A 22,145-nucleotide genomic window follows, 5' to 3' on the forward strand; every position below is an offset into this window, starting at 1 on the left:
ATTGATAAACCATAGACAGCTTCTCTAGTCAGCTCATTAGCTAACTGTTTATTACCCAACACAGCCTGTTAAGCGCTAAGAATCCGTTGACAAAAATAATATTTTATTTATATTAGAAATATATGAATTAATAAAAGATACTGCCGTGAAACAATCTCTCATCCGCTTTTCAACCAGCCACCCTCGACAGATATTTGCCCTAACCGCCGTGCTGTGTGTGGTTTCTTTATTGCTAATGCTACGCGTCAGTGTTGATACCGATCCAGAGAACATGCTGCCACACGACCATCCTGCACGCGTTATCCATGATGAAATCAAACAGCGCTTTAATTTATCCGACATGATTGTGGTCGGCTTGGTGAACAATGATCATGCCAACGGGGTTTATAACCCGCAAACCTTACAAAATCTCAAAACATTATCTGATGAGATCGCTACCATTGATGGCGTAGTAGCGGATGATTTAATGAGCTTGGCAACAAGCGATAATATCACCCAGACTGATACCAATACGATCTCTTTTCACTGGATGATGAACCCTGCCCCAACCGATCAAGCACAGGCTGATTTGATTCAAGGTTGGGTTGATCGTCTACCAATGATTCAAAACACGTTGGTTTCCGGCGACCATAAAGTGGCAGGGATTTATATTCCGATCACTGCCAAAGACCAAAGCTACCAAATTTATCAGCAATTACAGGAGCAGATTGCGCTATTGCCCGATAACGGAGACGATTATTATGTGACGGGTTTGCCGGTTGCTGAAGATACCTTTGGTGTGGAAATGTTCACCCAAATGGCGATTTCCGCACCTGCTGCCGCAGCATTAATCTTTGCGCTGATGTTGTGGTTTTTCCGTAGCGCTGTACTGGTTGCTGCACCGATGATCGTCGCTATGGCTACCGTGATCATCACCATGGGATTGATGATTGGCTTAGGCTTTCCTGTGCACATCATGTCATCGATGATCCCGATCTTTTTGATGCCGATCGCGGTAGTAGACGCCGTGCATATGCTTTCTGATTTTAGCGATCATTACCGTAGTGGTGTAGATAAAGTAAGGCTGATTAGCGATGGCGTACGCCGCTTATTCCGCCCGATGCTATTCACCTCTATCACGTCATTGGTCGGCTTTGTTTCGCTCAACACCGCCAATATTCCACCAGTACGTGTCTTTGGTAGCTTTGTCGGTATCGGTATTGCGGTCGCCTTTTTATTAACCATCACGTTTATCCCCGCTTATATTGCGAGTCTGTCAGATCAGCGACTAAACAAAATGGCTGAGCGCGCTCAAAAAAGCGATGAATCAGGCTCGCTACTGGCACATTTTCTGCGCACGCTATCAGCACCTATCATTCGTCATAGCCGGTTGATTTTAATCGTTATGGTGGTCTCGTTAGGTATCAGTGCGTGGGGCATCAGCCGCATTGTCATCAACGACAACCCGATCAATTGGTTTGAGTCGTCGCACCCTATTCGTCAGGCAGACAAAGTGCTTAACGAGCATTTTGCTGGTACTTATGAAGCCTTTTTGAGCTTCAAAGCTAGCGATCAAGATCAGAATGCACTTGTCAAAGCCGTAAATATGCCGCTAGCAGCCGTTTCACAGCCAGTACGTGAGCGTTGGCAGGAGTTACTCACAGAGCATACCGACGAAGGTAAGCTCGATGTTTGCGCGCTCAACAACGCATTAGTTGATGAGGCTTTTATGAGTGAGACAGACCAACAAGCGGACTGGGAGGCTTTGAGTGCAGCCGTGGGACAGTACACCGACCAACAAAAAACCTTCCTCCAGCCCAATCAATTGGCGTATTTAGAGCAAGTACAACAGGCGTTGATCGACTCTGGCTATGTAGGCAAAGCATCTTCGGTCGTTGATTTATTGAAAACAGTCAACCGCGAGCTTATCAGCGGCGAGGAACAAGATTATCGCCTGCCTGAAAGTGCCGCAGCTGGTGCGCAAGCAGTTCTAACCTTACAAAGTTCGCATAAGCCAAATGATGTGTGGCATATGGTTACACCAGATTATCAATCTGCGGTGATCTGGCTACAGCTCACTTCTGGTGATAACCAAGATATGAGCAAAGTGATCGATTATATGGATATGTGGTTTGCCGAGCATCCTGTGCCACAAGGTATAGAACGACAATGGAGCGGCCTAACCTACATCAATATGGTTTGGCAAGATGCGATGGTAAGCGGGATGTTAAGTAGCTTAGCAGCTTCTTTTGTCATCGTTGCGTTGATGATGATCTTCCTATTCCGCTCGTTCACCTGGGGGCTGATCGCAATGATACCGCTCACTGTAACCATTACCTTTATCTATGGCTTGATTGGCCTGATCGGTAAAAACTATGACATGCCTGTAGCTGTGCTATCTGCGCTCACCTTGGGCATGAGTGTCGACTTTGCCATCCATTTTATTGAACGAAGCAAACTGGTCAGCGACCCTAAAAATTGGCGCCAAGGTCTGCGTGAGGTCTATGAAGAGCCCGGACGAGCGATTAGCCGCAACGCAATTGTTATTGCGCTCGGATTTACCCCACTCTTACTCGCACCATTGGTCCCTTATCAAACAGTCGGCATCTTTATGGCGTCGATCATGATTATTTCGTGCGTCACTACTTTGGTGGTATTACCCGCGCTGGTCTATCAGTTGCGCGGCTGGTTATTCAAAAATGAAGGAGAAAGTCATGTTTCAAACTAAAAAATTATTGAGCGCTATCGCTCTGTTGGGCCTCAGCGCTTCGCTATGGGCACAAAGTGCTGATGAGATCATCAAAAAAGCCAACTTAGCTGCGGTTTATCCAGGCGATGATGGCCGTACTGAAGCAAGAATGATGATTGTTGATGGCCAAGGGCGCAAACAAATGCGCCAGTTTCACATCCTGCGCCGCAATGTCAGCAAAGGGGGCGACCAACAATATCTTGTCGTGTTTAGTCAACCTGCCGATGTCGCAAGAACCACCTTTCTTGTTAACAAACATCCCGGCCGTGACGACGATCGTTGGTTATATCTGCCGGGGCTGGATTTAGTTAAACGTATTACCGCAGGCGATAAACGGACCAGCTTCGTTGGCTCAACCTTCTTCTACGAAGACATCTCAGGTCGTGACACGGCTGCTGACAGCTATAGTATCGAGCAAGATAGTGGCGATAGTTGGTTGCTCAAAGCCGTTCCTAAAGCAAAAAATGCAGTGGAATTTGCATATTTCACCGTAAAAATTGATAAAAACAACTACTTGCCTGTAGAAGCAACCTATTACGATAACAGTGGGGAAGCCTATCGTCGCATTAGTGCGAGCAAAATTGAAACGATTCAAGGCTATCCAACCATCACTCAAATGAAGGCAGAGAATCTGCGCGATGGTAGCTATACCCTCAACCAAATGCGCGGCATTAAATACGATGTGGGTATCCCAGCAGACATATTTAGTGAGCGTTCATTGCGTATGCCGCCTAGCGAGTGGTTAAAATGATCAAACAGTTCACACTTGGTTTATGGGCAGTGCTTGGCACTGCCTCCCTATTGGTCCAAAACGCGGCAGCAGAAGACATTTATCTATGGGATGATGATAACGCCGCTGAGCTGGCTGATAGCACTAGCGCATGGCAAACGACAGGTTTTATCGAAGCAGGTATCGGCAGCTTTACCCGAAACAATGCGCTCGATAAAACTGCCAGCTTAATGGAGCTGCGTGGGCAATTCGGCGCTAACCGCTACCTCGGCCCACATTTTGTTAACCTCAAAATTGAAGGTCTCGCTGATGATCTCGACGATGATCAATGGCAGATCAAGGTGCGCGAGCTCTACGCCGATTTGAAGCTTAGTGACAATCTAAATATCCGAGCAGGTCAGCAAGTATTAACCTGGGGAACCGGCGACTATCTGTTTCTAAACGATTTCTTTGCTAAAGATTGGCAATCGATGCTTTCTGGACGTGAAGATAGTTATCTCAAAGCCTCACAAGCCGCTATTCGCCTTAATTGGTATACCCCATTAGCCAACGTCAATGCAGTATGGACACCCGTATTTGCTGAAGATGAAATCATTAGCGGTGAACGCTTCGTTTACTTCAATCCTATGGCTGGCGGCGTTGTGTCTGAACCACGAATTAACGCGCGTAAACCCGATAAAAAACTCAATAATGGCCAGTTTGCTCTGCGATTAGCAAAAACCATTGATGGCGTCGAGTACGCACTCTATGGCTATCATGGATTCCATACCCAGCCTCAAGGTTTTGATCCCATCGCTGGGCTCAACATCTACCCACGTTTAAACAGTTTTGGTAGCAGTATACGTCGACCGCTATGGGGTGGGATTGCCAATGCTGAGGTGGCCTATTGGAATTATTTGGACGAACACGATGGAACCAATCCACTCGTGCCAAATGATCAGTGGAATATGCTTTTAGGCTACGAACGCGAAATAGCCACCAACCTAACCCTTGGTGGTCAATGGATGATACAAAAAATGCAAAATTACGATAATACTTATGCGGCAACACCAAACCCAGCGCATTTACCAGATGAGTGGCACCATACACTCACCACGCGCCTAACCTGGACAGCCATGCAGCAAAAGCTGAATCTATCATTGTTTGCATTTTATTCGCCTGATAGCGAAGATTTCTACCTCAAGCCAAAAATGAGCTACCGACAGAACGACCATTGGCAATATGAACTGGGTGCAAACATTTTTGGCGGCAAGCATCAGCATACCCAGTGGGGGCAATTTAAGGATAACAGCAATATTTATGCTCGCGCGCGCTACAATTTCTGACCCGCCTCACTGTAACCACCGGAAAATGCTGCTAGACATCCTCTAGCAGTCTTGGGTGAGTATCTTACGCGCTGCCATAACGCTGGCGATACGCATCCATCGCAGGCAGGTATTGTTTAAGCGACTCATCCTCACTGATAAAACGCATCAAATCGCTTAACGACAAAACGGCATCGGTAGGCAATGCGCTATCCTCACCGACCGCTTGTAGCGCTGAACGCGGATCATTGTCACTCAAGCACTCTTGCCGATCGAGCGCCACCAATACCGCGCACGGCCTGGCCTGATGCTGCGCTAATAAGGCTAATGATTCGCGAATAGCTGTACCTGCAGTGAGCACATCATCCAAAATAAGCACCTGCTTATCTGTCACCGACGCGCCAACTAACACACCGCCTTCGCCGTGATCTTTCGCTTCTTTGCGGTTAAACGCCCACGGCAAATTGATCCCATGGCTCTGCGCTAAGATCACACTGGTTGCCGCCACCAAAGGAATCCCTTTGTAGGCCGGCCCGAATAACACCTCAATCGCCATCCCTTGCTCGAGCATAGCCACAATTCTGCTCGCATAAGCGCGCGCGATCGCCCACAACGCATCACCATCAGCAAACGCACCAGCATTAAAGAAATATGGACTAATGCGTCCTGATTTCAGGTTAAATTCGCCAAACTTCAGCGCCTGGACGCGGATCGCCGTGTTGATAAAGTCTTTTTGATATACTGCGAGCATATTGTTTTAATCCAGATTGTCGGTATGTTTAAAATCATTTCGTTTAATGCCAATGGCATTCGCGCTGCTGAGCGCAAAGGCTTTTTTGATTGGTTGGCTGCGCAGGACGCTGATGCGGTGTGCATTCAAGAGACCAAAGCTCAGGAACACCAGTTAAGCGCCAACCCAGTTTTCTCCCCGTTGGCGCACAATTATTATCATGACGCGGTCAAAAAAGGCTATAGCGGTACGGCATTGTACCTCAAGCATCAGCCCGATGAGGTGATCAAAGGCATCGGTTGGCCAGAAATTGACGAGGAAGGCCGTTATATCGAGGCGCGCTATGGCGATTTAAGCCTGATCTCGCTTTATATGCATTCTGGCACCAGTGGTGATCACCGTCAGGTTAAAAAAGAAGCTTTTATGGCCAAATTTTTACCGTATCTACAAGAAAAAGCCGCCAACGGCCAGCGGGTGATCGTTTGTGGCGATATTAATATCGCCCATACCGAAAAAGATATTAAAAACTGGCGTGGTAATTTAAAAAATTCAGGTTTTTTGCCGCATGAACGCGAATGGCTAAGCGAATTATTCAGCAGCGGCTACACGGATGCTTTTCGTCTAATCAACCAAGAAGATCACCAATACACCTGGTGGTCACAACGCGGTCAAGCACGCGCGAATAACGTGGGTTGGCGGATTGATTACCACATCGTCAGTGACAACCTCATACCAATGGTCAAAAATGCCGCCATTTACACCGATGAGCAGCTTTCAGATCATGCACCGCTCATCCTTACTTATGATGACTTGCTCTAAGGATCCTCATGCACGATAAAACGAAACGACTGACGCTTTTAGCCGCCGCAGTGATTTGCTGGCTAATGATTGCTTTTGCCTACTTTTATTTGGAAAAAACACTCTACCTCAACCCATGCCCACTGTGCATGATGCAACGTTTGGCGTTTGCTGTGGTCGGGTTGATGTTTTTCTTACACGCTCTGTGGTGGCCAAAAAGTGGCGCACAACTGGTGGTGATGAAAACGCTCAAATACTTAAGTATTTTCTTTGGCATTGGACTCGCCGCGCGCCATATTCAAATCCAAAACCTGCCAGCTGGGCAAACCCCTGCTTGCGGACTCGATTTTTACGGGGTCATCGAACAAAACGGCTTTTTAAGCGGCCTATGGCAATCGATGCAAGGTACCGGCGATTGCGCGACCCGCGATCTGTTTATGGGCCTTACCATCCCAACCTGGTCGATTGCGCTATTTTTCGTCTTACTCGTTGTCGCTATTTTTACCGACCCCAAGCGCTAAGGTACAACTGCTTAGGTGCGCGGTAGGGTAACGCCGCGCTGTCCTTGATATTTACCGCCACGGTCTTTATACGACGTCTCACACGCTTCATCAGATTGCAAAAAGAGCATCTGCGCCACCCCTTCGTTAGCGTAAATTTTCGCCGGCAAGGTGGTGGTGTTAGAAAACTCGAGCGTCACATGCCCTTCCCATTCCGGCTCAAGTGGTGTGACGTTAACGATAATCCCACAGCGCGCATAGGTCGATTTACCCAAGCAAATGGTGAGCACATCACGCGGAATACGAAAATATTCGACAGTCCGGGCAAGCGCAAACGAGTTTGGCGGGATAATGCACACATCGCTCTCAATATCGACAAAACCATTGGGGTCGAATGATTTTGGATCAACGATCGCCGAATTGATGTTGGTGAATACTTTAAATTCTGGCGCACAGCGCACGTCATAGCCATAGCTTGACGTACCATAAGAAACAATACGTTCATCACGCTCATTACGACTAATCAGTTGCTCAGAAAACGGCTCAATCATGCCGTGTTCTTGCGCCATACGGCGAATCCAGCGGTCGTTCTTAATACTCATGCTGCGCTCCAAGAATAAAGGCTCACGATTCTACAACAATTTTTGGGAAAGCTTGGGTGAAATTTTTACGTTTGGTGGATAATTCCGCGGTTAATTTTGCGGCAATGCGTTGATAGATGCCCGCAAGTTCGCCCTCAGGTTCGCCGCTAACAATCGGTGTACCATCATCGCTGTGCGCGCGAATTTCGCTGTGTAGCGGGATTTGTCCAAGCAGACTGATCTCATATTGCTTGGCCAACGCTCGGCCGCCACCCTCACCAAAAATCGCATCTTCATGGCCACATTGTGGACAGCAGTAATAGCTCATGTTTTCTACCAGCCCGAGCGTCGGAATAGAGACTTTATCAAACATCGCTTTACCTTTTTTCGCATCAAGCAGCGCGATATCTTGTGGTGTGGTGATCAATACCGCGCCGCTGACCGGAATCTGTTGCGATAATGTGAGCTGGGTATCGCCGGTGCCTGGTGGCAAATCGATAATCAGATAGTCTAAATCTTTCCAACGCGTTTCCTGCAGTAGTTGGATTAAGGTCCGCGTGACCATCGGCCCGCGCCAAATCATCGCGGTATCTTCTTCGATCAAATCACCAATCGACATCGTTTGCAGACCATGGCGTAGCACCGGCTCCATACTTTTACCATCAGAGGAATGCGGCTTTTCCGCACCACCAAGCAACATCGCCTGGCTGGGTCCGTAAATATCGGCGTCAAGTATGCCTACTTCAGCGCCTTGTTGCTGTAAAGCGACCGCCAGATTGACCGTTAGCGTCGATTTACCGACCCCACCTTTACCTGAGGCTACGGCGATGATGTTTTTTACCCCACGTAGCGGTTTCAGCCCACCTTGCACTTCATGTGAGCTGATGCTCGCGGTAATCTCGACTGCGTTTAGGCTCACACCATGCTCATCCGCCAAACTATTTAGCGCTTGCTGATAGCGCGCCACTTCAAGGGCACACGGAAAAAGCGTATTAAGCGCTAAAACACCATCATTCAGCGCGACGGCGCCTTTATGGGCAAACGGATGGCAATCAAGAACCGGGTCATGATAGGCGCTGACCGCCTGAATAAATGCGTCCATAAATTAACCTCTATCGTTATAAGATTGAACGGGTGGCAGTACGCCAAACCATTGTGAAAAGCTGAGTCGTGCTTGCTCAATCAGCATCGAATAACCATCATAAATCGCTGCAGCTTGTTGTTCTTCAGCCCAACGCATAAACGGCGTGGTCGTGCCATAGACCATGTCGTAGCATACGCTATGACCTGGTGCGAGACAGTTTGCCGGCACCTTAAGCGCGCTATCATCCAAACCACTGGATGTGGCGTTGATAATCAAGTCATACGGTTCGTCAACGTGCTCGTCTAAGCCAAATGCGCGACCGTCACCGCCTTGGTTGGCAATAATCGCTTCCGCTTTTTCTGGCGTACGGTTAGCGATATCGAGCACCGCTGGGCCGCTGGCAAGCAAAGGATGATACACCCCTTGCGCCGCCCCACCAGCGCCAATCAGCAGTATGCGTTGTCCGCTAAGCGTCACACCATGAGCCGTTAGCGCATTAACCAAGCCGCGACCATCGGTATTATCAGCGCACAGCTGCTGTTGCTCGTTGTGCCACAGCGTATTCGCAGCCCCTGATAAACGCACCTCTTCGCTGCAATGATCGGCTAGTTCAGCCGCGCGTTGTTTAAACGGTACGGTGATATTCAGCCCGCGCCCACCGCTGGCAAAAAACGCCTGCACCACATGCGCGAAATCATCTTCTTCGGCTAAGATTTTCTCGTAGTGCAGTGGGATACCGCAGGTTTGCGCAAAGCCATGATGCAAATCTGGCGAACGGCTATGCGCCACCGGGTTACCAATTACCGCACAACACGCGCTCATAGCGGCTGTTGTAGCCACTGTGCAGCTTCTTTGGCGAAATAAGTCAGGATAATATCCGCACCAGCACGCTTACATGAAAGCAACGACTCGATGATGATCGCCTCACGACTCAACCAGCCTTGTTCAAAGGCCGCACACAGCATCGCGTATTCACCGCTAACCTGATACACCGCAGTTGGCACAGCAAAGGTATCTTTAACCCGGCGCACGATATCGAGATACGGCATGCCCGGTTTGATCATCACAATATCCGCACCTTCGCTAATATCGAGCGCGACTTCATGCAGCGCTTCATCGCTATTGCCGGGATCCATTTGATAATTGCGTTTATCCGCCTTACCCAGGTTGGCTGCTGAACCCACCGCATCACGGAATGGCCCATAGAAACTGCTCGCGTATTTCGCGCTGTAGGCAACAATCCGCACATTCGGCATGCCTTGGGCTTCTAAGGCCTCACGAATCGCACCAATACGCCCATCCATCATATCCGACGGCGCGACCATATCCGCACCCGCCCGCGCATGGCAAAGCGCCTGTTTAACCAAAGTGTCAACGGTTACATCGTTGAGAATATAGCCCTTATCGTCGATGATGCCATCCTGACCGTGGGTGGTATAGGGATCCAAGGCGACATCGGTCATCACCCCCATAGTCGGGTATTGCGCTTTCACTGCCGCCACCGCGCGCGGAACCAATCCGTTATCATCATACGCTGCAGCCGCATCGAGCGATTTGGCATCAGCTTCAATCACAGGGAACGGCGCGATACAACGAATCCCTAAATTGAGTAATTCGCCAACTTCTTCAAGTAATAAGTCGATACTTAGGCGATAAACGCCCGGCATCGAAGGCACAGCGACTCGCTGGTTTTCGCCTTCACAGACAAAAACCGGCAGAATAAAATCATCAGGGGTGAGGCTGGTTTCACGTACCAAGCGACGAGAGAAATCGTCAGCGCGCAAACGGCGTTTACGCGTTGCAGGAAACTGAATCGAAGGAATCATAGAGAGGCCCTTACAAAAAGACGTAGTGTAGCATTTTCATATCAACTTTTCTTAGGCCCAAAATAGAAGGTTAACAGATGGCAAGCGCTTAATCGGGGGGGGTTGCCTTTATAATCCACCGACAACAGATCTTTAGGAGAAGAGTATGAAAAAAGTATGGTTTAGTAGTCTGGCACTAATTTTTGCCGCTTTATCGATCACAGCGCAAGCGCAGATGAAATATATCGCAGGCAATGATTATGAAACGCTGCCTGCGGTTATTGACGACGCGCAATCGCCAAAAGTGATTGAGTTTTTTTGGTACGGCTGTGGCCACTGTAATAGTGTCTACCCCGTCGTGGAACAATGGCTTGGGCCCCAGGAATCGGACGATCAACCGGTTGAATCCACGTCAGAAACACAAAGCAACCGCTGGGCAATCAATAGTCGATTATTCCCCTCCCTAAAAATGTTAGGTACGGCCATAGACAAAAGGCTCGAAACCCAAAAACTTCAGACCCAGAAACTTGAAACGCAGAAAACTGAGAATCAGAAATCTGACGACATAGCGTTTGAATTTGTCCCGGCGATGCCAAGCAGCCGTTGGGCAACTGGTGGCCAATTGTTCTACACCGCAAAAGCATTAGGCATGAATATTAATGCCGAAACTTTTGCGCAGGTGCATAATAAAAACAACCCGGGCATTATTTTTGACGAAGGCAAAGCGAAGGCGTTTTTGGTTAGCCAAGGCGCTGATAAAGAAGCCGTTAACAAGGCCTGGGATTCGTTTGGCGTCAAACAAGATATGGAACGCGCCATCCGTTTATTCAATGATTCAGGCTTGAGCGGCGTCCCAGCGTTTATCGTTAACGGGCAATACGATGTTCGTTACACTGGTGATGATGCACGGTTTTTTGATATTCTGGACTATGTCGCCAACCTCAAAGAATAGTTCATGAGCCAACCTTTTGTATCAGACGGGCGAGCACAAAGCATCGCCCGTTTTTTTTATCACTACACCAATCAACCCGCAAAAACCATGACGCCACTTGCCGGCGATGCCAGCACACGGCGTTATTGGCGCGTTCATGACCAAGATATCAGCTATATTGTGATGGACGATCAAGCACACCCTGAAACCGCGCAACGCTTCGCCCAACTCGCCAGCGATTTTGCCGAACGTGGCGCGCCAGTGCCCAAGGTCTACGCACAAGACAGTGCACAGGGTTTGTTGCTATTAGAAGATTTTGGCGATGATTGGATTGCCCACGCGCTTAATAGCGAACCAGAAAACACCATGCCACGCCTGCTGGCGCTGCTGCATGACTGGCAAAGCCAACAACAAGATCTATGCCCGCAACTACCCGCGTATAACGAGGCCTTGCTCGTTAAAGAATTAACCCTGTTTGATACCTGGTTTGTACCATTTATATTCGACACGCCACTAGATGCTGCGCAACACAAACAACTTAGCGAAGAATACCAGGCGCTTGCACAAGCGATTGCGCGCCACGATAGCGTGTGTGTGCATCGCGACTTTCACTGCCGCAACATCATGAACCGCGGTGATAACCAGCTTGGCCTGTTAGACTTTCAAGATGCGGTCACCGGTAGCGTGTGTTACGACCTTATTTCACTGACCCGCGATTGCTATATTCGCTACCCACAGGCCGACGTTCAGGCTTGGGAAAGCGCGTTTCGCACTCACGCACCAACCACGATGGATGAAGAAGCGTGGCGCATGGCCTGCGAACAAACCGCGCTGCAGCGGCATGTGAAAGTATTAGGTATTTTTGTTCGCTTGGCGGTACGCGATGGTAAACAAGGCTATCTTAAAGATCTTGAACGCGTGCTGGATTATGCCTGCGCTGAAGTGGCGTTTTTTCAAGCAGATCACCCTGTGCTCGCTTCACTCCTCAACGAAGCGCAACAGCGTTTACCTGAGCGGTTACGCGTTGCTGAGGACGCGGCTGCCTCATGAACAAACGAAACATATTCAAGGATTTTGCATGAAAGTAATGATTCTTGCGGCCGGTCGCGGCAAACGCATGCAGGCGCTCACCGATGATCAGCCAAAACCACTACTGCGCGTTGGCCAATATAGCCTGATTGAATGGCAAATCCAGCGTTTAGCACAATATGGTTTTAGCGATTTAGTGATCAACCTCGGCTATCATGGTGAACAAATTCGCACCACTTTAGGTGATGGACGCGACCATGGCGTGCGCATTGCTTATTCGCGCGAGCCCGAAGAAGGCTTAGAAACCGCCGGTGGCATCATTCAAGCGCTGCCATTATTAGGCAATGATACGTTTTTATGCGTCAACGCTGATGTGTGGTGCGATGTGGATTACCGCACTTTTGCCCACAACGACACCACCAGCGACGCGCACCTCTTATTAGTCGATAACCCGGTGTGGAAAGCACGCGGCGATTTCGGCTTATCCGGTGGACGAGTGATCGCCGGAGAAACGCTCACCTACGCCGGCATTGCCCGCTTTAATCCGCGTTTTTTTGCCGGAAGCGCTCCCGGTTTTCGCCCCTTAGCACCGCTGTTACACCAAGCAGTCGCTCAAGGAGCGGTCAGCGGCGAACACCATATTGGCGATTGGCAGGATGTTGGCACCCCCGAACGCCTCGCCACCTTACAAAGCGCTTACCACTGAGCTGTTAAAACGTGGGAGAAATAACATTTCGCCCACGTTACACACGCCTTAGTGAATGAAGAAATAGGCAAAAAGTGCTACCAAAGCGACACTGGCAATATTGAGTACCACACCGCCACGAATCATATCGCGCTGGCGAATTTCACCCGTACCAAAGACAATCGCGTTTGGCGGGGTAGCGACCGGTAGCATAAAGGCACATGATGCCCCAATACCAATCACCAACACCAACGTTTCCTGTGGCATCCCCAACTCAACACCGATAGTGGCAAAAACCGGAACCAGCAACGCAGCAGACGCGGTGTTACTGGTGAATTCGGTAAGGAAGATAATGAACGCGGCGATGATTAAGATAATCAATAATGGATGCATGTTGCCAAAGGTTTGCGCGATTTGTTGACCCAAAACCAGTGACGCCCCGGAGTCGCGCAAAATAACGCTCAACGTAATTCCGCCACCAAACAGCAATAACACGCCCCAATCGGTATTATTGACCACGTCCTTCCAGCTTGCCAACCCCAAAGTAACCACTGCGACAATCGCAGCAATAGCCACAAAAGTATCCGGACTACTGATGCCGAGTTTTTTCAATTGGGCACCGAGAATCCACAGAGTGGCGGTGGTAATGAACACAATCAGGGTTATGATGCGCGGCCTGGTCCACGGCAAACGCTCATCGTTAGCCAGATTGACACGTTGGTTCAGATTAGGACGAAACACCAGCATCAATACCACGAACATCAGCGGCAGCATTGCCAACATAATCGGTATTCCATAGGGCATCCAATCAACAAAATGCATGTTTAACGCCTTGGCAGCAATCGCATTTGGCGGTGAACCAACCAGCGTACCAATCCCACCGATGCTCGCCGAATAGGCAATCGCCAGAAGCATGAACACCCGCGTATGGTGGTCATTACGGTCAATGTTCGACAACAAACCCAGCGCCAATGGCAAAATCATCGCGGCAGTAGCAGTGTTCGAAATCCACATGGAAAGAAATGCCGTAACAAGACATAAGGCAATGGTTGCATAGAGTAAGTGTGAGCCACTTAATTGAATGATGCGGCGGGCAATTTTGTAATCAATACGCTGTACTTGCAGCGCCGTTGCTAAAGCAAATCCACCAAAAAAAGGAAAATAATCGGGTTGGAAAAATTATTGAGCGTTTGCGCCATAGAGAACGTGGGCATATTTTCCGGCCCCGTACCAGGAAGAAATAGCGCCACACCCAACAGCGGCACCATCAACGCGGTTAAACTAATATGTACTGCCTCGGTAAACCACAAAATTGCCACAAACAGCAATAACGCCAAACCACGATTGGCCGCTTCGTCATAAGGCAGTAACCAGTACAACACAAAAGACAAAACTGCGGCAATCGCTATCGTCAGCAAACCGTTGCGAATACCACGAGGAACAACACCTTCAGCATCAGTGGTCATGCCAATATTTTGTGGGGATGCTGCCATCCGCGGACTCCTTTTTTGGTGTAAAACGAGCCATGATACGAAGAAAAAGCACAGAAAAGAATAGTCAGCCGTAAAATTAACAAAAACCGTGCTTATCTTGCTCATATTAGCGTGACAGAAAAACAAGATCGTCTATCAATTTATCGTCTGGCAGACATATACCGCACCCAAATCATGACAATTAATCATATACTTATGCAAAACAATCACTGCCATTCATAAATAGATCACTCTATAGTACTCCTACGCCCATTTACTTAGGAGCATCTCATGACGATTACCATCCACAATCTTGGCTATCCACGCATTGGCGCAAAGCGCGAACTTAAATTCGCTCAAGAAGCTTATTGGCGCGGCGAAAGCAGCGAACAAAGCTTACAAGAAACCGCCAAACGCTTACGCAGCATCCACTGGCAAGATCAAAAAGTGCTTGATTTTGTTCCAGTCGGTGATTTTTCGCTCTATGATCAAGTGCTGGATATGAGCGTAACTTTGGGCAATTTGCCAAGCCGCGTCACCGAGTTACCGGGCAGCGAATTAGATGCTTTTTTCCGTACTGCTCGCGGACGCAGCCCAGCTGATCAGAGCGCTGGTGGCGTCGCTGCTGGGGAAATGACCAAATGGTTTAACAGCAATTACCACTACATTGTGCCGGAGTTTAGTGCCGAGACCACCTTCACCTTGAACGCAGAGCGTCTGCTCGAGCAACTCGCTGAAGCACAAGCGCTTGGTGTTAACGCCAAGCCGGTGATTATTGGCCCGGTGAGCTACCTATGGCTGGGTAAAGAAAAGGACGGCAGCAATAAACTCGATTTATTGGAACAGTTGTTGCCGGTTTATGACGACCTGCTCAATCAGCTCGCTGACGCGGGCGCGCAGTGGGTGCAGATTGATGAGCCGTGCTTGGTCACCACACTCGATGCCGATTTCCGACACGCGTTTGATATCGCCTACCACCAACTCCACCGCAGCAAACCCAAGCTCTTGCTCGCCAGCTATTTCAGCGATCTGGGCGCGAATTTGGATATCCTGCGTGAACTGCCCGTTGACGGGTTTCACCTGGACCTCGTGCACGCAGAACACGAGGTGTTTCGTTTGATCGATTGGTGCGATACGAAAGTGTTGTCGCTGGGGGTGATTGACGGACGCAATATCTGGAAAACCGATCTGAATGCCACCTTGGACAAACTCGAACCGATTGCTGATCGCCTAGGTGATCGCCTATGGTTAGCGCCATCAAGCTCATTACTGCATGTGCCAGTTGATCTAAGCCAAGAAGACACGCTCGATACGGAAATCAAAAGCTGGTTGGCCTTTGCCAAGCAGAAACTCAGCGAACTGCATGTGCTGAAAGTCGCGCTGGAAGAAGGCCGTGAAGCCGTGCGTGATGAGCTTGATGCTAACACTGCTGCGCTGGCAAGCCGACGCGCCTCAACGCGTGTTCATAATAGCGCCGTAGCGCAACGCTGTGCGGCGGTGAATGCCGATATGGGCACACGCAAACTGCCTTATGCCGAACGCGCCCCATTACAACACGCACACCTGCGGCTGCCGCTACTGCCGACCACCACCATCGGCTCATTCCCGCAAACCGCAGAAATCCGTAAATACCGCAGCGATTACCGCGCCGGACGGATCAGCGAAGCAGAATACATCGCCGCAATGCATGCTGATATCGATCAATGTGTCGCCATTCAGGAAGAACTCGGTTTGGATGTTTTAGTCCATGGTGAGGCGGAGCGTAACGACATGGTCGAATATTTTGGCGAGCAGCTTGATGGCTATGTCTTCACCCGTTTTGCCTGGGTACAATCGTATGGTTCACGCTGCGTCAAACCACCGATTATCTACGGCGATGTATCGCGGCCAAAAGCGATGACCGTTCCATGGAGTGCTTACGCACAAGCGCAAACCAAACACCATATGAAAGCGATGCTCACCGGCCCGGTCACGATTCTCAACTGGTCGTTTGTGCGCGATGATCAGCCGCGCGCCGACACCTGTCGACAAATCGCCCTCGCGATTCGTGATGAAGTGCTCGATTTAGAAGCCGCCGGGCTAAATGTAATCCAAATCGATGAACCGGCGTTACGTGAAGGCCTGCCGCTCAAACGTGAACATTGGCAGCCTTATCTCGACTGGGCAGTTGAAGCATTCCGCTTAAGCGCGAATGGCGTGCGTAACGAAACGCAAATCCACACCCATATGTGTTACAGCGAATTCAACGACATTATCGCTGCGATCACCGAGATGGACGCAGATGTAATCACCATCGAAACTTCGCGTTCGGATATGGAATTACTCGAGGTATTTGAGAACTTCCATTATCCAAACGAAATCGGCCCCGGGGTTTATGACATCCACTCACCCAATGTGCCGACTGTCGATTCTATGGTTGCGCTGATTAATAAAGCGGCGGAAAAAATCCCGGTTGAGCGCCTATGGGTCAACCCGGATTGTGGGCTAAAAACCCGCGCCTGGCCTGAAACCAAAGCCGCTTTAGAGCATATGGTCAGCGCAGCGCATCAGCTTCGGAAAAAACACCGCGCTGCCGCCTAATCTTAACCTCACCGATTACGCCACGAACAAGATGCTTTGTTTGTGGCGTAATCTATTGGCAAACTTGCCTTTTTAGAGAAATCAGCGTACAATTCGCGCCTTTCGCCACAGCCTAACGCCATCGGCTTGCGTAAACTATTTTGGAGAACAACACATGTTAACCCTTGAACAAAAACAAGAAATTGTTAAGAAATACCAGCGCGCCGAAGGCGATACTGGTTCACCAGAAGTACAAATCGCGCTATTGACTGCGCGCATTACTGACCTGCAAAACCATTTTGCAAGCAATAAAAAAGACTTTCACTCACGTCGCGGCCTGCTGAAAATGGTTAGCAGCCGTCGTAACCTTCTCGACTACCTCAAGCGCACCAATTTTGACGGCTACCGTCAATTGATCGCTGATTTAGGTCTGCGTCGCTAATATTAGAATTAAGGATATCGCGTGAAACATTCAATCTCTTTCGCTTACGGACAACACAACGTCACGCTTGAAACCGGCGAAATCGCCCGTCAAGCTGATGGCGCTGTGTTGGTAAATATGGATGACACAGTCGTTTTAGTAACTGCTGTGGCAAAACGAGACGTCGCGGAAGGACAAGACTTTTTCCCGCTAACCGTTGATTATCAAGAAAAAACCTACGCAGCGGGCAAAATCCCTGGTGGGTTTTTCAAGCGTGAAGGTCGTCCTAGTGAGGCTGAAACCCTTACCTCGCGGTTAATCGACCGTCCTATTCGCCCATTATTCCCTGAAGGATTCTTCAACGAAATTCAGATTATTGCGACCGTCATGTCGTATAACCCTGAAGTCAGCGCTGATATCCCGGCGTTAATTGGTGCATCGGCTGCGTTAAAACTCGCTGGCGTACCATTTAGCGGCCCGATTGGTGCAGCGCGCGTTGGCTATAAAGCGGGTGAGTACTTGCTCAACCCGTCTGATAGCGCTCTTAAAGCATCTGATTTGGATTTAGTGGTTGCTGGGACTGAATCAGCGGTATTGATGGTTGAATCGCAAGCCGATCAACTCTCAGAAGAAGTTATGCTTGGCGCTGTGATGTATGGTCATGAGCAAATGCAAGCTGTGATTAACGCGATTAACGAATTAGCCGATAAAGCAGCGAAACCTGCTTGGGATTGGCAAGCGCCAGCCCGCGATAGCGCGCTCGATGAGAAAATTAAAGACGCTTATGGCAAGCGCTTGGTTGAAGCATATCAGATCCCTGATAAGCAAGTTCGCCAGGCAACCATCGCCGGTATTCACAGCGATGCGGTCGAAGCGCTCGCTAGCGATGAAGACGGTGGCTGGAACGCCAAACAAGTTGGCAACTATGTGCATGACTTGGAATACCGCACTGTGCGTGATCGTGTGCTCGCTAAAGAGCCACGCATTGATGGCCGCGACACCTTAACCGTTCGCCCGATCACTGTACGCACCGGTATTCTGCCACGCGTACATGGTTCTGCATTATTCACCCGTGGTGAAACACAAGCGATCGTTGCAGCAACGTTAGGCACAGGCCGCGATGCGCAATTGCTCGACACTTTGGGTGGCGAAGTCAAAGATCCGTTCATGCTTCACTACAATTTCCCACCGTATTCTGTCGGTGAGACCGGTCGTGTTGGTTCGCCAAAACGCCGCGAAATTGGTCACGGTCGCTTGGCGCGTCGTGGTATTGAAGCCGTGTTACCCGACGAAGCGGATTTCCCCTATGTGATGCGTGTGGTTTCTGAAATCACCGAATCTAATGGCTCTAGCTCAATGGCCTCTGTGTGCGGCACAAGCTTGGCGTTAATGGACGCTGGCGTGCCAACCAAGGCGCCTGTAGCGGGTATTGCGATGGGTCTGGTTAAAGAAGGCGAGCGCTTTACTGTCTTAACCGACATCCTGGGCGACGAAGATCACCTTGGCGACATGGACTTCAAAGTAGCCGGTTCAGCTAATGGCATTACTGCGCTGCAAATGGACATCAAGATCAACGGGATCACCCGCGAGATCATGAACCAAGCGCTAGAGCAAGCCAAAGAAGGCCGTCTGCATATCTTAGGAATCATGAACGAAGCGATTGATCACCATCGTGATGAGGTTTCTGAATACGCACCGCGCTTTAGCACCATGCGTATCGACACCGACAAAATCAAAGATGTGATTGGTAAAGGTGGGGCAACGATTCGTTCGATCACCGAAGAAACCGGCGCTACAATCGAAATCGAAGACGATGGCACCATCAAGATTGCCGCTGTCGATAAAACTGCTGCTGATGAAGCACGTCGTATCATTGAAGAAATCACCGCTGAGCCAGAAATTGGTCGTATTTACGACGGTAAAGTGGTTAAAATCACTGACTTTGGTGCATTTGTTGCGTTCCTGCCAGGCAAAGAAGGCTTGGTACACGTGTCTCAAATCGCTGATTACCGCGTTGAAAACGTGCGTGACGAGCTTAGCGAAGGTCAGGAAGTTAAGGTTAAATTGATTGAAGTTGATCGCCAAGGTCGCGTTCGCTTATCGATCAAAGAAGCCAAACAAGACTAAGACAACCATTAACGCTAATAGCAACCAAACAGGCGCATCTCAGCGCCTGTTTGTCACGTTAGCATCATCTTTATGATGAAACACAGGGTGGCGCGTCTGCACCACCCTTCTTAAACCGGAGAGATGGCAGAGTGGTCGAATGCGCACGCCTGGAAAGTGTGTATACGTTAATAGCGTATCGGGGGTTCGAATCCCCCTCTCTCCGCCACTTTTCACTTTCGCTCGAAATGGCTGAATGTGAAATACTACCAAGCGATACGTAATACTATTTTTGCGTCACTTTTGCTGTCGGGTAGTTGTGACTTACACACTATGTAAAAGTTACTTGGGTTCGCTAACATTGATGAAGTAGGAAAACTCACTACCATTTATGAGCAAATACTGGTTGAGCTACTTTCTTAATCTTTATTGTTATAGTCCAAATTTTTAGCCTCTTGTTCAGCTTTATGCCGCATGAATCATAAGGATTAAGCCCGCATTTGAGGCTAGTTTAGAGCACAGCGAAAAACCAGTCCGATAACACATGCGCTTGTTAACGCTTTTTACTTTAAGCCTGCCAAATACATCAACTCTTGTACTACAACCCTAATTTCAGCATTTATTTTGTCGATATCATTTCTGACAGCGTTAAATCTCCTACTATGAGCGGATTTATCACCGATATCTTTGAGTTTTGGCAGAGCTTGTCGTGCATTTCTGCTTAGATTCCATATTTTCTCGTCGAGAGTTTTAGAAATTAAATCTGAGAGATAGAAAAAATCACCCATAGAGTTTTTAATATTTTGAGCAATGTTATTATTCTCAAATGACTCAATGATCAATGTTTCAATAAGCCGCCTAATCATTACCGCACAAGCGTCATACCATCCATTTATATAAGTGCCATTTATCTGATGGGTTATACGCTCTAGATATCCTCGAGTTCCTCTTATGAGCTCGAAAGGGATGATGGGCTGCCCAATAGCTTCTAAACCTCCTTCAGGGGGTAGTAATGTATCTTCACAGTCTTTTTCAATGGCTGAAACTAACCCCTTGATGTCATTTGAAGAAAACATAAGCTTATTTATTAAAATCCTTTAAGTGCTTCGCCATACTTTCAAATATTTTGTCTATCTGTTCTGCTGAAGACTCTGGTGATATATGCAACTGTATGTTTATATGTAGCTCAGGAGCATTATTTAAAACTGTTTGAACGGGCTGTGCTGCATGTGCTGGAATAGGTGTAACAGGGGTTTGAATACTAGGATCACTCTCAGAAACCTCAGCCTCTAGCTTTTTAACAGTTTTTACTTCCTTTTGCTTTGGCTTAACAGATGCTTTTTTTATGGTTTTCTTTTTTCCCGTTGCCTCTTCTGCTTCTGAAGGATCAGCTTTTAGCAATAAAATATAGAAACGCGCATACATTTTCGCAGCAGGCTCACCACACCTAGCATGGCTCATAAACCAATTTGTTAGCTGTTGTAGATCGGTATCGGGTGAATGAAATATATCTTTAATTTCCTGAGGATAATAATCCTCAATTAGATTCTCACATACCGCTTTATATTTTTGGTCATCTCTCCAGTCATATGCTCTATCCGTGGGCTTACCATCGCCATCAATTATCCCGATTTTTTTAAACGGGCCAATCAAGTTCGACTTTGCTGACGCTTCACTCATTGAAAGCGTTGATACCAAATAGGTAGGAGTGACTATGGCTGGTACTTTCTGTTTGAAAAGATCTCTAAGCTTCCACCAGCTGGCAGCAGCTATTTTTGGAAAAGATGCATTCCCATTTGCCATATTACATTTCTCCTCAATATCACTAATTTCTAAAATCTATAACGGCTAACAATTTAATATATATAAACCGAAGTTACCTTATATCACAACATGAATACCAATAGCATATAAAAATCAACCTTCTAACAAACCATTCTTTGAACGCAAGTCTAAAAGGTATTAAAGAAAACGTGACTAATAACTCTTACATACCCCTAAAGTAACACAACTCAATTGTAGAATTTCTTCTAAATTACCTATAAGAAGTTTTGAAATGGCCAAATGAATAACTGAGACAAAAATATTGTTGATTAAAAAGAAGTAGAAGTAGCACCTGCTAAAGAGCTATGCCGCAAGTATGGTATTGCTAGTTACTTATATCGAAGATGCAGACTCGGCCTTTACGCCTGTCATAAACATAAAAACAACCTTTTACTATAAAAAAATGAACCCCATAAGTTTTGTCTGACTTATGGGGTTCGATTCGCCTCAAAGTGTTTACTTTCTACTAATCAAAGCGGTTAGTTGGTAGACATGAAGCCTTGATCAGCGCTGTAGTCGATATGGATCTCACTGCCTGGAGCAGGCTTGCCAGCGAGGATATCCTGCGCCAATGGGTTTTCCAAATACTGTTGGGTAGCACGCTTGAGCGGTCTTGCGCCAAATAAGACTAATTTTTAACCATTAACGCTAACAGCAACCAGACAGGCACGCATAAGCGCCTGTTTGTCACGTTAGTATCATCTTTATGATAAAACACAGGGTGGCGCATTTGCACCACCCTTCTTAAACCGGAGAGATGGCAGAGTGGTTGAATGCGCACGCCTGGAAAGTGTGTATACGTTAATAGCGTATCGAGGATTCGAATCCCTCTCTCTCCGACACTTTTGGTCTTATTTC

General features: G+C 48.2%; 18 protein-coding genes, 2 tRNA genes and 2 pseudogenes. 13 read left to right on the top strand and 9 right to left on the bottom strand.

The window, feature by feature from the left end; translation table 11 throughout:
* Window positions 1-145 precede the first annotated feature (145 nt).
* The 3 genes from L0B52_RS05865 to L0B52_RS05875 are packed head-to-tail and all read left to right on the top strand — an operon-like array spanning window position 146 to window position 4,783.
* The gene (locus L0B52_RS05865; protein ID WP_235063806.1) at window positions 146-2,707 is read left to right on the top strand and encodes an RND family transporter; all 2,562 of its coding nucleotides are present in this window, start codon (window positions 146-148) and stop codon (window positions 2,705-2,707) included.
* Window positions 2,694-3,479, top strand: a complete 786-nt coding sequence (locus L0B52_RS05870; RefSeq protein ID WP_235063807.1) for an outer membrane lipoprotein-sorting protein — start codon at window positions 2,694-2,696, stop codon at window positions 3,477-3,479. Before L0B52_RS05865 ends, L0B52_RS05870 begins: the two co-directional genes overlap by 14 nt.
* A complete protein-coding gene (locus tag L0B52_RS05875) occupies window positions 3,476-4,783 on the top strand; it encodes a DUF1302 family protein (protein WP_235063808.1) in 1,308 nt (435 codons plus the stop codon). Before L0B52_RS05870 ends, L0B52_RS05875 begins: the two co-directional genes overlap by 4 nt.
* A gap of 64 nt (window positions 4,784-4,847) precedes the next feature.
* Here the strand turns inward: L0B52_RS05875 and pyrE are convergent, their stop codons facing one another.
* The gene (gene pyrE, locus L0B52_RS05880; protein WP_235063809.1) at window positions 4,848-5,513 is read right to left on the bottom strand and encodes an orotate phosphoribosyltransferase; all 666 of its coding nucleotides are present in this window, start codon (window positions 5,511-5,513) and stop codon (window positions 4,848-4,850) included.
* Between the two features lie 24 nt (window positions 5,514-5,537).
* Between pyrE and L0B52_RS05885 the strand changes: the two genes are divergently transcribed.
* Both L0B52_RS05885 and L0B52_RS05890 read left to right on the top strand, forming a co-directional pair.
* Window positions 5,538-6,311 (top strand): exodeoxyribonuclease III, encoded by a 774-nt coding sequence (locus tag L0B52_RS05885; RefSeq protein WP_235063810.1) that lies wholly within the window; start codon window positions 5,538-5,540, stop codon window positions 6,309-6,311.
* 8 nt (window positions 6,312-6,319) lie between these two features.
* Window positions 6,320-6,811: a disulfide bond formation protein B gene (locus L0B52_RS05890; protein WP_235063811.1), complete on the top strand. Its 492-nt coding sequence runs from the start codon at window positions 6,320-6,322 to the stop codon at window positions 6,809-6,811.
* An 11-nt stretch (window positions 6,812-6,822) separates the two neighbouring features.
* Here L0B52_RS05890 and dcd read toward each other — a convergent pair whose 3' ends face one another.
* Genes dcd through hemB form a run of 4 tightly spaced genes read right to left on the bottom strand, consistent with a single transcriptional unit; the run spans window position 6,823 to window position 10,281 of the window.
* On the bottom strand, window positions 6,823-7,392 hold the full coding sequence (gene dcd / locus L0B52_RS05895; protein WP_235063812.1) for a dCTP deaminase: 570 nt from the start codon (window positions 7,390-7,392) through the stop codon (window positions 6,823-6,825).
* 22 nt (window positions 7,393-7,414) lie between these two features.
* A complete protein-coding gene (gene apbC, locus L0B52_RS05900) occupies window positions 7,415-8,473 on the bottom strand; it encodes an iron-sulfur cluster carrier protein ApbC (RefSeq protein ID WP_235063813.1) in 1,059 nt (352 codons plus the stop codon).
* A gap of 3 nt (window positions 8,474-8,476) precedes the next feature.
* Window positions 8,477-9,277 carry a shikimate dehydrogenase gene (gene aroE, locus L0B52_RS05905; RefSeq protein ID WP_235063814.1) on the bottom strand — a complete coding sequence of 267 codons (801 nt, stop codon included), beginning with the start codon at window positions 9,275-9,277 and terminating at the stop codon, window positions 8,477-8,479.
* A complete protein-coding gene (gene hemB, locus L0B52_RS05910; protein WP_235063815.1) occupies window positions 9,274-10,281 on the bottom strand; it encodes a porphobilinogen synthase in 1,008 nt (335 codons plus the stop codon). The genes aroE and hemB overlap by 4 nt, the downstream gene beginning before the upstream one ends.
* 145 nt (window positions 10,282-10,426) lie before the next feature.
* On the opposite strand from hemB, the gene L0B52_RS05915 reads away from it, so the two are divergent.
* The 3 genes from L0B52_RS05915 to murU are packed head-to-tail and all read left to right on the top strand — an operon-like array spanning window position 10,427 to window position 12,926.
* Window positions 10,427-11,212, top strand: coding sequence for a thiol:disulfide interchange protein DsbA/DsbL (locus tag L0B52_RS05915; RefSeq protein ID WP_235063816.1), 786 nt, complete (start codon window positions 10,427-10,429; stop codon window positions 11,210-11,212).
* Window positions 11,213-11,215: 3 nt separating this feature from the next.
* A complete protein-coding gene (locus tag L0B52_RS05920) occupies window positions 11,216-12,241 on the top strand; it encodes an aminoglycoside phosphotransferase family protein (protein ID WP_235063817.1) in 1,026 nt (341 codons plus the stop codon).
* A 28-nt stretch (window positions 12,242-12,269) separates the two neighbouring features.
* Entirely contained in the window at window positions 12,270-12,926 is a 657-nt protein-coding gene (gene murU, locus L0B52_RS05925) for an N-acetylmuramate alpha-1-phosphate uridylyltransferase MurU (RefSeq protein WP_235063818.1), read from the top strand.
* 48 nt (window positions 12,927-12,974) lie between these two features.
* On the opposite strand, the pseudogene L0B52_RS05930 reads toward murU, so the two are convergent.
* Window positions 12,975-14,371, bottom strand: a pseudogene (locus L0B52_RS05930) (SLC13 family permease).
* Between the two features lie 297 nt (window positions 14,372-14,668).
* Here L0B52_RS05930 and metE point away from each other — a divergent pair.
* The 4 genes from metE (at window position 14,669) to L0B52_RS05955 (ending at window position 19,692) form a co-directional block, all read left to right on the top strand.
* Window positions 14,669-16,957 (top strand): 5-methyltetrahydropteroyltriglutamate--homocysteine S-methyltransferase, encoded by a 2,289-nt coding sequence (gene metE, locus L0B52_RS05940; RefSeq protein WP_235063820.1) that lies wholly within the window; start codon window positions 14,669-14,671, stop codon window positions 16,955-16,957.
* A gap of 154 nt (window positions 16,958-17,111) precedes the next feature.
* On the top strand, window positions 17,112-17,378 hold the full coding sequence (gene rpsO, locus L0B52_RS05945) for a 30S ribosomal protein S15 (protein WP_235063821.1): 267 nt from the start codon (window positions 17,112-17,114) through the stop codon (window positions 17,376-17,378).
* 21 nt (window positions 17,379-17,399) lie between these two features.
* Window positions 17,400-19,484, top strand: a complete 2,085-nt coding sequence (gene pnp / locus L0B52_RS05950) for a polyribonucleotide nucleotidyltransferase (RefSeq protein WP_235063822.1) — start codon at window positions 17,400-17,402, stop codon at window positions 19,482-19,484.
* A 117-nt stretch (window positions 19,485-19,601) separates the two neighbouring features.
* Window positions 19,602-19,692: transfer RNA gene (locus tag L0B52_RS05955), tRNA-Ser, on the top strand.
* Window positions 19,693-20,026: 334 nt separating this feature from the next.
* Here L0B52_RS05955 and L0B52_RS05960 read toward each other — a convergent pair.
* The 3 genes and pseudogenes from L0B52_RS05960 to L0B52_RS09705 all read right to left on the bottom strand — a co-directional run.
* Window positions 20,027-20,539: a hypothetical protein gene (locus tag L0B52_RS05960; RefSeq protein ID WP_235063823.1), complete on the bottom strand. Its 513-nt coding sequence runs from the start codon at window positions 20,537-20,539 to the stop codon at window positions 20,027-20,029.
* 4 nt (window positions 20,540-20,543) lie between these two features.
* Window positions 20,544-21,266, bottom strand: coding sequence for a DUF5343 domain-containing protein (locus L0B52_RS05965; protein ID WP_235063824.1), 723 nt, complete (start codon window positions 21,264-21,266; stop codon window positions 20,544-20,546).
* Window positions 21,267-21,766: 500 nt separating this feature from the next.
* Window positions 21,767-21,913, bottom strand: a pseudogene (locus L0B52_RS09705) (hypothetical protein); the annotation flags it as partial.
* Window positions 21,914-22,038: 125 nt separating this feature from the next.
* Between L0B52_RS09705 and L0B52_RS05970 the strand changes: the two are divergent.
* Window positions 22,039-22,126, top strand: a tRNA-Ser gene (locus tag L0B52_RS05970).
* The last annotated feature ends 19 nt before the right edge of the window (window positions 22,127-22,145 follow it).

Origin of the sequence: Suttonella sp. R2A3, from assembly GCF_021513215.1 — a bacterium.
In the GTDB taxonomy this organism is placed as follows: domain Bacteria; phylum Pseudomonadota; class Gammaproteobacteria; order Cardiobacteriales; family Cardiobacteriaceae; genus JAHUUI01.

Bases quoted from the DNA above. Each gene is read 5' to 3' on its own strand.
- L0B52_RS05870 (WP_235063807.1), top strand. From the start codon at position 2,694: ATGTTTCAAACTAAAAAATTATTGAGCGCTATCGCTCTGTTGGGCCTC.
- L0B52_RS05875 (WP_235063808.1), top strand. From the start codon at position 3,476: ATGATCAAACAGTTCACACTTGGTTTATGGGCAGTGCTTGGCACTGCC.
- pyrE (WP_235063809.1), bottom strand. From the start codon at position 5,513: ATGCTCGCAGTATATCAAAAAGACTTTATCAACACGGCGATCCGCGTC.
- L0B52_RS05885 (WP_235063810.1), top strand. From the start codon at position 5,538: ATGTTTAAAATCATTTCGTTTAATGCCAATGGCATTCGCGCTGCTGAG.
- L0B52_RS05890 (WP_235063811.1), top strand. From the start codon at position 6,320: ATGCACGATAAAACGAAACGACTGACGCTTTTAGCCGCCGCAGTGATT.
- dcd (WP_235063812.1), bottom strand. From the start codon at position 7,392: ATGAGTATTAAGAACGACCGCTGGATTCGCCGTATGGCGCAAGAACAC.
- apbC (WP_235063813.1), bottom strand. From the start codon at position 8,473: ATGGACGCATTTATTCAGGCGGTCAGCGCCTATCATGACCCGGTTCTT.
- aroE (WP_235063814.1), bottom strand. From the start codon at position 9,277: ATGAGCGCGTGTTGTGCGGTAATTGGTAACCCGGTGGCGCATAGCCGT.
- hemB (WP_235063815.1), bottom strand. From the start codon at position 10,281: ATGATTCCTTCGATTCAGTTTCCTGCAACGCGTAAACGCCGTTTGCGC.
- L0B52_RS05915 (WP_235063816.1), top strand. From the start codon at position 10,427: ATGAAAAAAGTATGGTTTAGTAGTCTGGCACTAATTTTTGCCGCTTTA.
- L0B52_RS05920 (WP_235063817.1), top strand. From the start codon at position 11,216: ATGAGCCAACCTTTTGTATCAGACGGGCGAGCACAAAGCATCGCCCGT.
- murU (WP_235063818.1), top strand. From the start codon at position 12,270: ATGAAAGTAATGATTCTTGCGGCCGGTCGCGGCAAACGCATGCAGGCG.
- metE (WP_235063820.1), top strand. From the start codon at position 14,669: ATGACGATTACCATCCACAATCTTGGCTATCCACGCATTGGCGCAAAG.
- rpsO (WP_235063821.1), top strand. From the start codon at position 17,112: ATGTTAACCCTTGAACAAAAACAAGAAATTGTTAAGAAATACCAGCGC.
- L0B52_RS05960 (WP_235063823.1), bottom strand. From the start codon at position 20,539: ATGTTTTCTTCAAATGACATCAAGGGGTTAGTTTCAGCCATTGAAAAA.
- L0B52_RS05965 (WP_235063824.1), bottom strand. From the start codon at position 21,266: ATGGCAAATGGGAATGCATCTTTTCCAAAAATAGCTGCTGCCAGCTGG.